Annotated in this window: 12 protein-coding genes; 10 read left to right on the top strand and 2 right to left on the bottom strand. The window is 61.2% G+C overall.

What is annotated here, in order from left to right; all coding sequences use genetic code 11:
• Positions 1-13 precede the first annotated feature (13 nt).
• A complete protein-coding gene (locus LSO07_RS27680) occupies positions 14-346 on the bottom strand; it encodes a hypothetical protein (protein WP_225317440.1) in 333 nt (110 codons plus the stop codon).
• A 6-nt stretch (positions 347-352) separates the two neighbouring features.
• On the opposite strand from LSO07_RS27680, the gene LSO07_RS27675 reads away from it, so the two are divergent.
• The 4 genes from LSO07_RS27675 to rsmA all read left to right on the top strand — a co-directional run bounded on the left by LSO07_RS27675 (position 353) and on the right by rsmA (position 5,707).
• Positions 353-2,314, top strand: a complete 1,962-nt coding sequence (locus tag LSO07_RS27675) for an LPS-assembly protein LptD (protein WP_225317439.1) — start codon at positions 353-355, stop codon at positions 2,312-2,314.
• Positions 2,315-2,417: 103 nt separating this feature from the next.
• Positions 2,418-3,806, top strand: a complete 1,389-nt coding sequence (locus LSO07_RS27670) for a peptidylprolyl isomerase (RefSeq protein ID WP_225317438.1) — start codon at positions 2,418-2,420, stop codon at positions 3,804-3,806.
• A gap of 19 nt (positions 3,807-3,825) precedes the next feature.
• Positions 3,826-4,875, top strand: a complete 1,050-nt coding sequence (pdxA, locus tag LSO07_RS27665; RefSeq protein WP_151097377.1) for a 4-hydroxythreonine-4-phosphate dehydrogenase PdxA — start codon at positions 3,826-3,828, stop codon at positions 4,873-4,875.
• A 52-nt stretch (positions 4,876-4,927) separates the two neighbouring features.
• On the top strand, positions 4,928-5,707 hold the full coding sequence (gene rsmA, locus LSO07_RS27660; protein ID WP_034778823.1) for a 16S rRNA (adenine(1518)-N(6)/adenine(1519)-N(6))-dimethyltransferase RsmA: 780 nt from the start codon (positions 4,928-4,930) through the stop codon (positions 5,705-5,707).
• 14 nt (positions 5,708-5,721) lie between these two features.
• Here rsmA and LSO07_RS27655 read toward each other — a convergent pair whose 3' ends face one another.
• On the bottom strand, positions 5,722-6,639 hold the full coding sequence (locus LSO07_RS27655; protein WP_070220566.1) for a LysR family transcriptional regulator: 918 nt from the start codon (positions 6,637-6,639) through the stop codon (positions 5,722-5,724).
• 224 nt (positions 6,640-6,863) lie between these two features.
• Here LSO07_RS27655 and LSO07_RS27650 point away from each other — a divergent pair, with 224 nt between their 5' ends.
• The 6 genes from LSO07_RS27650 to LSO07_RS27625 are packed head-to-tail and all read left to right on the top strand — an operon-like array spanning position 6,864 to position 12,705.
• A complete protein-coding gene (locus LSO07_RS27650) occupies positions 6,864-7,979 on the top strand; it encodes a porin (RefSeq protein ID WP_225317437.1) in 1,116 nt (371 codons plus the stop codon).
• 57 nt (positions 7,980-8,036) lie between these two features.
• Positions 8,037-9,059, top strand: a complete 1,023-nt coding sequence (locus LSO07_RS27645) for an ABC transporter substrate-binding protein (protein ID WP_034778817.1) — start codon at positions 8,037-8,039, stop codon at positions 9,057-9,059.
• Between the two features lie 21 nt (positions 9,060-9,080).
• The gene (locus LSO07_RS27640) at positions 9,081-9,920 is read left to right on the top strand and encodes an ABC transporter permease (RefSeq protein WP_099389214.1); all 840 of its coding nucleotides are present in this window, start codon (positions 9,081-9,083) and stop codon (positions 9,918-9,920) included.
• Positions 9,917-10,696, top strand: a complete 780-nt coding sequence (locus LSO07_RS27635) for an ABC transporter permease (protein ID WP_151097375.1) — start codon at positions 9,917-9,919, stop codon at positions 10,694-10,696. The genes LSO07_RS27640 and LSO07_RS27635 overlap by 4 nt, the downstream gene beginning before the upstream one ends.
• A gap of 13 nt (positions 10,697-10,709) precedes the next feature.
• Entirely contained in the window at positions 10,710-11,741 is a 1,032-nt protein-coding gene (locus tag LSO07_RS27630; RefSeq protein ID WP_151097373.1) for an ABC transporter ATP-binding protein, read from the top strand.
• A gap of 19 nt (positions 11,742-11,760) precedes the next feature.
• Complete coding sequence (locus LSO07_RS27625) at positions 11,761-12,705, top strand: nucleoside hydrolase (RefSeq protein WP_225317436.1); 945 nt, start codon at positions 11,761-11,763, stop codon at positions 12,703-12,705.
• Positions 12,706-12,716 lie beyond the last annotated feature (11 nt).

Here is a 12,716-nt window from a genome sequence, read left to right as displayed (position 1 = left end):
TATAATAAGGGATTCAAATCAAAAAATCGCCTGTCATGGTGCTTGCCCCTTCCAATTCATGAGCTGGTTTTCGGCCTCCCCCCCTTCGCAGCGCTGGGCTTTCGCCATCAGCGCGCTCGTCGCCGCCACGACGGTGCCTGTCCACGCCCAGAAAGCGCCGCGCCCGGTTCATGTGGAAGATCCCGACGCGCCCACCGTCATGACGGCGAACAGCATGAACGGACGCCCCGAAAGGGAGATCAATCTCGATAAAAATGTCGTGATTGAACGCGGAAAAACCACAAAAATGAAGGCAGATACAGCTTGTTACAAACAAGTTGAAGATCAGTTCGACGCCGAGGGCCATATCAAGATGTGGCGTTTCGGCGATTACTACACGGGCGACGTCCTGAAGCTGAACATGGAGACCGGCAAGGGTTTCCTGCTCAACCCGACGTACCGCTTCGAAGTGGGCGGCGGCCAGGGCAAGGCCCAGCGCGTCGACTTCATCAACCCCGACGAAGCCACTGTTATCGACGGTACTTACAGTACCTGCGAAGGGCCGAATCCGGACTGGTACCTCAAATCGAGCACCTTGAACCTCGATACGGGCCGCGACGTGGGCACCGGCAGCAAGACCATCATCTATTTCAAGGACGTGCCGATCCTGGGCACGCCTGGCATTTCGTTTTCGCTGTCGGGTGCGCGCCGCTCGGGCTGGCTGGCGCCCACGCCGGGCTTTGCCTCGAAGAACGGTTTCGAGCTGCTGATGCCGTATTACGTGAACATCGCGCCGAACCGCGACCTGACCCTGTTCCCGCGCTACATACAGCGGCGCGGCATCCAGCTCGGTGCGGCGGGCCGCTACATGGGCGAGACGGATGCAGGCCTGTACCAGGGCGAAACGTCGTTTGAATTCTTGCCTAACGACAAGCAGACCAAGACCAACCGCTACATGATCAAGTCCAAGCATGAGCAGGCGCTGGCCAAGGGCTGGAGTTACAGCTGGGATCTGCGCGAGGCGTCCGACAATAATTACCCGAACGATTTTTCGAAAACCGTCGCCACCGCCACCGAGCGCCAGTTGCTGCGCGAATTGCGCACCGATTACCGCACCGAGGACTGGAGCCTGACGGCGCGCGTGCAGAATTACCAGGTGCTGCAGGATCCCGATGCGGTCAACAATCCCAGCCTGACCGTTACGCGCCCGTATGACCGCTTGCCGGCGGTGAACTTCCACGCTGGCAAATACGACGTCTGGGGCGGCTTCGACTGGACCTTCGACGCGGAAGCGACGCGCTTCGCCCACCCGACCCTGGTGCAGGGGTCGCGCCTCGTGGCCATGCCGCAGGTAAGTTTCCCCATCGTGCGCCCTGGCTACTTCGTCACGCCCAAGCTGATGCTCAATGCCAGCGCGTATCAGCTCGATAACGACGCCAGGACCAAGGCGAAGTTTGCGGATACGTCATTTACGCGCGCCGTGCCAACCTTCTCGGTCGACAGCGGCCTGGTGTTTGAACGCGACACGAATCTGTTTGGCGCCAAGGGCGGCACGCAAACCCTGGAGCCGCGCCTGTTCTACGTCTACACGCCGTACCGCGACCAGTCGAAGTTTCCGACGTTCGACACGGCCGCTGGCACGTTCAACCTGACGCAGATCTTCACGGAAAACCGTTTTGTCGGCAGCGACCGCATCGGCGATGCCAACCAGGTCACGGCCGCCCTGGTATCGCGTTTCCTGCAGTCCGATGGAACGGAACGCATGCGCCTGACCTTCGGCCAGCGTTTCTATTTTGCCGACCAGCGCGTGCAACTCGATTCGAGCACACCCGTCAACCAGTCGCGTTCGGATATCCTGCTGGCAGCAACGGGCCGCGTGTCCGAGACTTGGACCGCCGACAGCCTGGTGCAGTACAATCCCAGCGACCGCCAGCTGGTCAGCTACAACTACGCCTTGCAATATCAGCCCGGTGCCAAGAAGGTATTGAATTTTGGCAATCGTTTCCAGCGTGGAGATGCTGGTTGGCGCAATGTTGAAGTGTCGACCCAATGGCCGTTGACGGACCGCCTGTATGGCGTGGGCCGCATCAGTTACTCCGTGAAGGATCGCAGCATGCTGGAAAGCCTGGTCGGCCTGGAATACAAGGGCGACTGCTGGGTGTTCCGCATGGGCGCGCAGCGTTTCGTGACGACGAACAAGACTGTCTCGACGCCGATCTTCTTCCAGCTGGAATTGACGGGCTTGTCGAATGGCCTGGGTCTGGGCGCGAATGGCCTGGAAACTTTTACAAAAACCATCCCCGGTTACCAGACACTGAGCCAGCCACTCCGTTAAGATAGGCACCGTTGCCGCCGCCGGTGTTCCCGGCGCCGGCACAAACCGGTTTTTTTATTCACCTGAACTCATGAGCGCTCTACACATTATGCGTAATGCCAGTATGCACCAACTCAAAATTGCAACGGTCTTGTTGTGCGCCATTTCCGGCGCCACGACCAGTAGTGTCTGGGCGCAACAGGCTGCGCCAGCGCCTGCCGCCAAGCCCGCTGCCGCGACGCCGGTCAAGGGGTTTACGCCACCGGCCTCGAGCAGTGGCCAGACCATCGATTCCATCGCCGTCGTCGTCAATGACGAGGTGATTACGCGCAATGAAGTGGCGGCCCGTATCAAGAGCGTGGAGCAGCGCATGAAGGCGCAGAACGTGCCCTTGCCCGATCCTGCCGACCTGCGTCGTCAATTGCTCGAGCGCATGATTGTTGAACGCGCACAAATGCAGCTGGCCAAGGAAATGGGCGTGCGCGTGGATGACCTGACCCTGGATCGCGCAATTGGCCGTATTGCTGAACAGCAAAAAATGACGGTGCAAGATCTGCGCAACCAGATGGAAAAAGAAGGCACGCCGTTTGCGACCTTCCGCGAAGAAATCCGCGATGAAATCATCATGCAGCGCCTGCGCGAGCATGAAGTCGACGCCAAGATCCAGATTTCCGATTCCGAAGTGGATAACTTCCTGGAAGCGGAAAAAGCGGCCGCCAGCGAACAGGTGGAGCTGAACCTGGCGCAGATTCTCGTGCGCATTCCGGAAAATTCCAGCCCCGAACAGATCGCCGCACGCCGCGCGCGCGCCGAAGAAGTCAGCCGCCAGCTACGCACGGGCGCCGATTTCGCCAAGATGGCCGCTACCTATTCCGACGCCAGCGATGCGCTGAGCGGCGGCGATATCGGCTGGCGCCATAGCGACCGCGTGCCGCCCCTGTTCACGGAACAGTTGCTGAAATTGAAGCCGGGCCAGATCACGCCTATCATCAAGAGCAATACGGGCTTCCACATCCTCAAGCTGGTGGACCGCCGCAGTGCTGCCGAGGCGCAAGCCGTCGCCGCCGTGCAGCAGACGCATGCTCGCCATATCTTGCTGAAAATAACGCCGACCTTGTCGGCGGCCGAAGCCAAGCGCAAATTGTCGGAATTGAAAGAGCGTCTCGATAACAAGGCCGCCAAGTTCGAAGACCTGGCCCGCTTGTTCTCGAACGACGGTTCGGCCGCCAAGGGCGGCGACCTGGGCTGGCTATATCCAGGCGATACCGTACCGGAATTCGAAACGGCGATGAATGCGCTGAAACCGGGCGAAGTGAGCGAGCCGATCGAATCGAGCTTTGGCTTCCACCTGATCGAAGTGCTGGAACGCAAGAGTGATGACGTCTCGAAAGAGAAGCAGCGCGCCGCTGCGCGCAATGCCTTGCGCGAACGCAAGCTGGAAGAAGCGACGGAAAACTGGGCGCGCGAAGTGCGCGACCGTGCCTACGTCGAATTCCGCGCGGACGACCAGTAATGCCGCTGATTCATTGCGCATGAGTAACTTGCCCCTTGCACGCCGGCCTGCCATCGCCATTACCTGTGGCGAGCCGGCCGGTGTCGGCCCGGAAATCTCCATACGCGCGGCCTGGGCCATGCGCAATGAAGTCAACTGCATCCTGCTGGGCGACGCCGCCTTCCTGGCGCTGACGGCCAGCCTGATCGATCCGGACATCCGCCTGGCGGCGCTGTCGCTGCAAGCCGTGCGCAACAGCGGCCTGCCCCAGTTCGGGTCTGGCCGCCTGGCCGTGATCGATATTCCCACTGTTAACAATGTCATTCCTGGCGTACTCGACAAGGAAAACGGACGTTCCGTGCTCGCGACCCTGGACGCGGCCGTGGAAGGTGTCCAGGCCGGCTGGTTTGGCGCCATGGTCACGGCGCCCTTGCAAAAGAGCACGATCAACGATGCCGGCGTGGCCTTTTCCGGCCATACGGAATACCTGGCGGAAAAAACCGGCACGCCGCAAGTGGTGATGATGCTGGCCGGCGAACCCGGTCATGGCGAACCGACCCTGCGCGTGGCGCTGGCCACCACGCATCTGCCATTGAAGGACGTGTCCGCTGCCATCACCATGGACAGTCTGGCCGTCACCCTGGATATCATCCAGGCCGACTTGCAACAGAAATTCAGCATCGCCGCGCCGCGCATCCTGGTCACCGGCCTGAACCCGCACGCGGGCGAGGGCGGGTATCTGGGACGCGAGGAGATCGATGTCATCGCCCCGGCGATTGCCGCGGCGCAAGCGCGCGGCATCGATGCGCGCGGGCCGTATCCGGCCGACACCTTGTTCCAGCACAAATACCTGGCCGATGCCGATTGCGTGCTGGCCATGTACCACGACCAGGGCTTGCCCGTGCTGAAATACGCGACCTTCGGGAGCGGCATCAATATCACCCTGGGCTTGCCGTTGATCCGCACCTCGGTCGACCACGGCACGGCGCTGGACCTGGCCGCGCAAGGGCTGGGGCTGGCCGATTGCCACAGCATGGAGCAAGCCCTGCAAACGGCGCTCGACATGCTGCGCGCCAGCAGCCGCGCCTGATCGCCCACCGGTTTTACCCCGCTACACCGCCCCTAGAATAGAAAAACAGAATATGAAACACGTTGCCCGCAAACGCTTTGGCCAGAACTTCCTGCATGACCGCTTCGTCCTCGACGACATCACGGCCGCCATCGGGCCGCAGCCGGACGATGCCATGGTCGAAATCGGCCCCGGCCTGGGCGCCATGACGGAGCAGCTGCTGCGCCATTTGAAGCAGATGCACGTGGTGGAACTGGACCGCGACCTGATCGTGCGCCTGGAAAAGACGTTCAATCCGGCCAAGCTGACGATCCACTCGGGCGACGCGCTGAAATTCGATTTCGCGCAAATCCCCGTACCGGCCGGCCAGAAGCTGCGCATCGTGGGTAACTTGCCGTACAACATTTCCAGCCCGCTGCTGTTCCACCTGGCGGACTTCGCACCGCTGGTACAGGACCAGCATTTCATGCTGCAAAAGGAAGTCGTCGAGCGCATGGTGGCCGAACCGGGCAGCAAGGCGTATGGCCGCCTGTCCGTGATGCTGCAATGGCGCTATGACATGTCGCTGCTGTTCATCGTGCCGCCGACGGCCTTCGATCCGCCGCCGAAAGTGGAATCGGCCATCGTGCGCATGATCCCCGTGGCCGAGCGCCTGGCGTGCGACCAGGCCACCCTGGAAGCGGTCGTCATGAAGGCGTTCTCGCAGCGCCGCAAGGTGATCCGCAACTGCCTGGCCGGGATGTTTACGGAAGAACAGATCAAGGCGGCCGGCATCGATCCGACCCTGCGTCCGGAAACCGTGGGCCTGGAGCAGTATGTGGCTTTGGCGAATTTGCTGAAGGCGCCGGCCTGAGCCTTTGATTTAACTTAAAACCACTGGTCGACCTGCTGCAGATCCTGTCTCAGGGCGGAAAAGCAGTCGTCGACATGGTGGTTACGGCTGATCTCATTGCGCCGCATCAAGGCGATCTTACGCTTGCAGGTGGGCTGGCGCAGGGGTGCCACGTGCAGGTCCTCGTCGTTGAGGAAGGTCGTGTACAGGCTGGGCATGATGCCGACGGCGATGCCGGCGCGCACCACGCCGTACAGCGACTCGCTGTGGATCATCTGGTACAGGCTCGACGGGCTCAAGCCATGCTGCCGCAGGGCGCTCGAGGCGAACTCCCAGATGCTGCCCTTGGTAAACACGACGATTTCCTGCCCCGCCAATTGCTCCCAGCGCACTTCCTTGAGCGGCGCCAGCGCATGGCGCCCCGCCGTCACCAGCACCAGCTCGTCTTCGAACAGGCCCACGCTTTCCAGCGACACGGAACCGGGCACCTCGATACCCACGCAAAAGTCCAGCTGGCCCGAATGCAGGGCGTGCAGCAAGCCGTCGTTGGGCATGTCCGACAGGACGATTTCCACTTCGTCGCCATGCTGCTCGCAGTAGCGCGCCACCACGACGGCTGTCATCGCCATGGCCGAGGGGATGGCGCCGATGCGGATGCGGTGCCGGCCGCTGCCGATGGCGCGCTGGATATCGGCAAAGGTATTGCTCGCCGTATTTAACAGATGTGTTGCATATTCCAGCGCCAGCTTGCCTTCGCGCGTCAGTTCCAGCTGGTGGGTTGTGCGGTTAAACAACTTTTTCCCCAGTTGATTTTCCAGCAGCTTGATCGAGGCGCTGAGGGCTGGCTGCGTCACGCACAATTCCTGTGCAGCCTTGCTGAAGCTGTTTACCCGGGCTAAGGTGGAAAACGCTTGTAAATGTCGTAAGGAAATCTTCTTGCTCAACTCATGCATGGGTTTGCTTATTAGAAAAAGTAATGGATTTATAAAAATAAACAAATTTTCTTATCCCGCAATTTACCATATTCTGGACTGGTCTTTACTTGTCTTGAAGGCAACAATCTTCAGAGAAGCGCTTGCCAGGCGGCGCCAGTACTCGCGCTAGCACGCCATGCAAGGGACGCATCAATAAAATAATTCCAAAAAACTCAGGGTTTATTCTTTTTAGGGTGGCGGCGATGAACAAATGGATGACGGGAACGATGGTAGTGGGTGGCTTGCTGGCGGCGCAGGGTGCGGCGCAGGCGCAAAGCAGCGTGCAAGTGTATGGCTTGCTGTCGGCCGGTATCGGCTATGTGTCGGATGAGGGCAAGGGCAGCCGCACGCATGCGCTGAGCGGCACGAATCAGAATCCCCGCATCGGTTTTCGCGGCCAGGAAGACCTGGGCAACGGCACCAAGGCCATCTTCGTGCTGGAAAACGGTTTTAACGTCATGACGGGCACGGCGTCGCAAAGCGGCCGCCTGTTCGGCCGCCAGTCGTATGTGGGTTTGTCCAGCAATGACAAGGGTACGCTCACCCTGGGGCGCCAGTACGAAGCCGTCAAGGACCTGCTGGGTCCGGTCGTCATTGCCAGCAATGGCGTGCATATCGGCGACAACGATAATGGCTACAACAACCTGCGCGTGCAAAATGCCGTCAAGTATGTCAGCCCGAACATCAGCAACCTGTCGTTCACGGGCTTGTACGGCTTCAGCGAAAACCCGGAAGATTCCAACCGCAACCGCGTCTACAGCATGGGTGCCGGCTACAAGGTCGATGCCTTCAGCTGGGCCGTCGCCTACACCAAGATGGACCACCCGAACAGCCCCGATGCGCCGAATGGCGCTATCGGCAATGACTATGGCAGCTCCTTGTTGATCTTCAACAAGAGCGCCGTCAGCGGCGCCGGCGTGAACAGCCAGGCCATCGCCGGCACGGGAGGCTTTTATAATGTGGGCAAGACCAAGTTTGGCGCGTTGTACACCAACGTGCGCTACCACTACCTGGATCAAAGCAATCTGACCTTGCAAAACGTGGACTTGAACGTGAACCACAAGCTGACGGAAGCGCTGAACCTGGGCGCGTCGTATTTCTTTACCACCGGTAAATATGACGTGATCAACAAGACGCCGAAATGGCATCAGGTCAACTTCCAGGCCGATTACTTCCTGTCCAAGCGCACCGATGTCGCCATCACCTGGAGCTACCAGAAAGCGGCAGGCGACGCGACGTTCGCCCGCGTGTTCGGCTTCGGCGCCTCGGGCGGCAAGACGCAAAGCGTGCTGATCGTTGGCATGCGACATTATTTCTGAGTCTGATTCATCTTTACAGGCGCTGTCCCCCAGCGCCGTCCCCTGAAAGGAAGCATCTTGAAAAAGCACCTCATGTTGGCGTTGAGCCTAGGCTTGCTGGCTAACGCCGCCCACGCGGAAAAACGCGAGCTGGTTATTTCGGCCTATCCGATTGCCCAGCCCTTGTTCATGAAGTATGTGTACGAGCCGTTCAAGGCCAAATGCGGTTGCGATATCAAGGTGGAAACGGGGAATAACGCGGACCGTATCGCCAAGCTGGTAGTGCACAGCAAGAACCCGGTGATCGACCTGGTGCTGCTGTCCGATTCCGGCATGCTGGAAGCGGCGCAAAAGGGCGTGATCCAGCCCATGGATTACTCCAAGCTGAGCAATTACAAAGCCCTGTACGACGTGGCGAAGAACCCGATCGGCGGCAACTTCGCCGTCGGCTATACGCTGTACTCGGTCGGCCTGGTGTACCGCAGCGACAAGATCGCCCCGCTGACGTCCTGGAAGGACCTGTGGCGCCCTGAACTGAAGGGCCGCGTGGCCTTCCCCGACGTGAGCACCACGCAGGGGCCCCTGATGCTGCGCATGGCCGATGCGGCCTGGGGCGGCAAGACGGACGACTACGCCACCGGCTTTGCCAAGATCGTCGGCATGAAGGGCAACGTCGTCACGTTCTCGAAAAACAGCGCGCAGCTGGCGGCCCTGTTCGCCCAGGATGAAATCTGGGCTGCGCCCGTGGCGCGCTTTACGTGGTCGCAAATGCTCAAGACGGGCCTGCCCCTGAAATGGAGCATCCCGGCCGAAGGCCAGGCGGCCGGCATGAACGTGATGGGCATCGTGGCCGGTTCGAAGAATGCGGACCTGGCCTACCAGCTGATGGATTTCTGGCTGTCCAAGGAAGTGCAGACGCAGCTGGCCACCAATCTGGTCGACTCGCCCGTCAACAAGGACGTGCGCCTGTCGGTAGCGGCCGCGCAATTCAATACCTATGGCGCCGACCAGATCAATTCGCTGAAATTCGTCAAGCCGGAAACCATCCTCAAGCAGCGCACGAACTGGATGACGCAGTGGAACAAGGCCATGAGCAAATAGTGGTGACGAGGAGAAAACACCATGTTTGCTGATCCAAAAAAGCGCCTGGGACTGCTGCTGGTCCTGCCGGCGCTGATCTTTATCGTCGTCTGCTTCCTGCTGCCCGTGCTGGCCTTGCTGGTCGACGCCTTCCGTGTCGGCGACGGCATGCAGTGGGGCTTCGACCGCTTCATCGAATTCTTCTCGCAGGAATTCAACCGCACCATCTTCTGGCGCACCCTGCGCATTGCCGCCCTGGTGACGCTGGCGTCGATCATCCTCGGCTACCCGGCCGCGCAAGCCGTGGCCCGCGTGTCGCCGAAGTGGCGCGGCCTGGTGGTGGGCATGATGATTCTGCCGCTGATGGTCTCGCCGATTGCGCGTACCTATGCCTGGATCGTGTTGCTGGGCCGTAACGGCGCCGTCAACGCGGCGCTCGTCAACATGGGCTTGACGGAAGAGCCGCTGCGTTTGCTGTTCAGCGAATTCGCCGTGTTTGTCGGCCTGCTGCAACTGCTGCTGCCATTGATGCTGATGTCCCTGGCGGGCGCGCTGGAAAACCTGCCGCGCGACGTGGAACCGGCTGCCGCCACCCTGGGCGCCAATCCATGGCAAGTGTTTTGCAAGGTCACCCTGCCGCTGACGCAGGAAGGCCTGGTCGTCGGCGGGACCCTGGTGTTTACGGGTTGCGTGACGGCCTATGTGACGCCAGCACTGCTGGGCGGCACCAAGGTGCTGATGCTGGAAACCCTGCTGTACCAGAAGGTCAGCGTGGAGAGCGATTTTGGCGCGGCGAATGTCATCGCCGTCATCCTAGTCTGCATGACTTTGCTGGTGAATGCCGGCCTTAAACGTATTTCCTCGAGCCGGAGTTCCGTATGAAAGAAAGCCTGTTTTCACGTGCCGTTTTATGGCTGGTATTCCTGTTCCTGCTGGGGCCATTCGCCATCGTCGTACTGGCCGGCTTTAGCGGCGGCGAGACACTGGCGTTCCCGCCCGAGTCGTACTCGCTGCGCTGGATCATCGAAGTGTGGTCGGCGCCCGAGTTCCGCCGCGCCTTCCAGACCAGCCTGGAAATCGGCCTGATCGCCACCGTGATCGCGCTGCTGCTGGGCATACCCGTCGCGTATGCGTTTTCGCGCATGCCGCCGCACGGCATCGGCGCCATCCGTCAGATACTGACGTCGCCGCTGATCATTCCCGCCATCCTCGTCGGCCTGGGCTTGCTGCACCACCTGGTGCTGACCATCAACGCGCCCGTGTATGTGGGTCTGCTGATCGGCCATATCGCGCTGCTGATTCCCTATTCGGTGCGCGTGGTGTACGCCAGCCTGGTGAATTTGCGCGTGGATATCGAGGATGCCGCCATCACACTGGGTGCGTCGCGTTTGCGCGCGTTCTTCATGATCGTGCTGCCGAATATCCGCAACGCCGTGATCGCCGCCTTCTTCCTCGCCTTCGTCACCTCGTTCAACCAGGTGCCCGTCTCGCTGTTCCTGACGGGCCCTGGCATCAGCACCTTGCCGATCGAGATGCTGGGCCATATGGAAAACAGTTTCGATCCGTCGATCGCTGCCCTGTCGACCTTGCTGGTCTTGTTCACCATGGCCTTCGTGATGGTGACCGAGAAGGTGCTGGGCATTTCTAAATACATGTAAGAGGCAACACACCATGAGTTATCTGGAACTGCACAAGCTGAACCTCGGCTACGCCAAGAACACGACATCCGTGAAAGACCTGGACTTGCACGTCGAGCAGGGCGAACTGATTTCCCTGCTGGGCCCCAGCGGTTGCGGCAAGACCACCACCATGCGCGCCATCGCCGGCCTGATGCCGCTGCAGTCGGGCCGCATTGTCCTGGACGGCCGCGAAATCGGCAAGCTGGCGCCGAACAAGCGCAATATCGGCATGGTCTTCCAGTCGTATGCGCTGTTTCCGCACCTGAACGTGTATGACAATATCGCTTTTGGTTTGCGCCTGCGCAAGGTGGCGCCGGCCCTGCTGAAAACGAAGGTGGAATCCGTGATCGCCGCCGTCGGCCTGACGGGCTTTGAAACGCGCTTGCCGGCACAGATGTCCGGTGGCCAGCAGCAGCGCGTGGCGCTGGCGCGCGCCATCGTCGTCGAACCGGCCCTGCTGCTGCTGGACGAACCGCTGTCGAACCTGGACGCCAAGCTGCGCGTGCAGATGCGCGCCGAGTTGCGCCGCATCCAGCGCGAACTGGGCATCACCATGCTGTACGTGACGCATGACCAGGAAGAAGCGCTGGCCCTGTCCGACCGCATCGTCGTCATGAACGGCGGGCGCATCGAGCAGCTGGCCGCGCCGGAAGCCGTCTTCAATACGCCGTCGACGCGCTTCGTTGCCAACTTCATGGGCTTTGAAAACCTGTTCGACTACCGCGACGGCGCGCTGCACCACGCGGGCGCCAGCCTGCCGTACACGTCTCCCGTTGCTGCCGGCACCACGGTGCTGGGCTGGCGTCCGGACAAGGTGCGCGTGTGCGCGGCCGACGACGCGGCGGGCCAGTATCCGGGTACCGTGCTGGCACGGGGCTTCCTGGGCGACACCGTCGAATACCTGCTGCAAACGCCGCTGGGCCAGGTCAAGGGCATTTGCGCGGCCGGTGGCGCCGCCTGGCGCGAAGGCACGGCCGTGTCCTTCGTGCTGCCGTCCGACAGCGCCCTGTGGCTGGGCGCCTGATTTCTGAATGGAAACCATCATGACCCAAGCCTTGAAAAAGATCTGGCTCGATACCGATCCCGGTTTCGACGACTGGCTGACGATGCTGCTCCTGGGCAGCAATCCCGGTATCGAGTGGCTGGGCGTAAGCGTGGTGGCGGGCAATGCGCCCGTCGACATCACCTACGACAACGCCTTGCGCATCAAGGCCCATGATGGCTTGACGGTGCCCATCTACCGCGGCTGCGAAGAACCGCTGGCCGGCGTCATCGAAACGGCGCAGCGCATTCTCGGCGACAGCGGCATGCCCACCACTGGCGAGATCCTGCCGCCCGGCGCGGCCAGTGACGCTGCCGGCCACGCCGTCGACGCCCTGATCGCCGCCGTGCGCAAGCATCCCGGCCAGATCACCATCATGGCGATCGCGCCGATGACCAACCTGGCCACGGCCTTGAGCCGCGCGCCCGACATCGCGGAAAAAATCGTTGAAATCATCCTGATGGGCGGCTCGACCGACCAGGGCAACCACACGGCGGCGGCGGAATTCAATATCTATGCGGACCCGGAAGCGGCTGCCCAGGTCTTCCAGGCCGGTATCCCGCTGCGCATGTTCGGCTTGAATCTGTGCCGCCAGCTGCTGGTCACTAAACTGGAGGTGGCGCAGCTGCGCGCCATCGGCACGCCGCGCGCGCAGCGGCTGGCTGGCTACCTGGAAGCGTATGTGCGCATCCGCAGCAGCGATGGTTCCGTACCCATGCCGATGTACGACCCGGTGGTGGCCCTGTACCTGGAAGCGCCGCAGCTGTTTCAGTTCCAGAGCGCCCACGTGGCCATCGAATTGACGGGCGAGCTGACGCGCGGCATGACGGTGTGCGAGTTCCGCGTGCCGCGCCGCGCGCCCATCAACACGCTGGTGGCGATGCTGGCCGATGGCCCGGCCGCCATTGAACTGCTGATGCAGCGCTTGGCCGGCATTCTCGCCTGATCCACTTCATT

Source organism: Janthinobacterium sp. PLB04 (genome assembly GCF_021165895.1).
GTDB classification, from domain to species: Bacteria; Pseudomonadota; Gammaproteobacteria; order Burkholderiales; family Burkholderiaceae_D; genus Janthinobacterium; species Janthinobacterium lividum.
The sequence above is the reverse complement of the archived record's forward strand: the minus strand, read 5'-3'. Positions and strand labels throughout refer to the sequence as shown.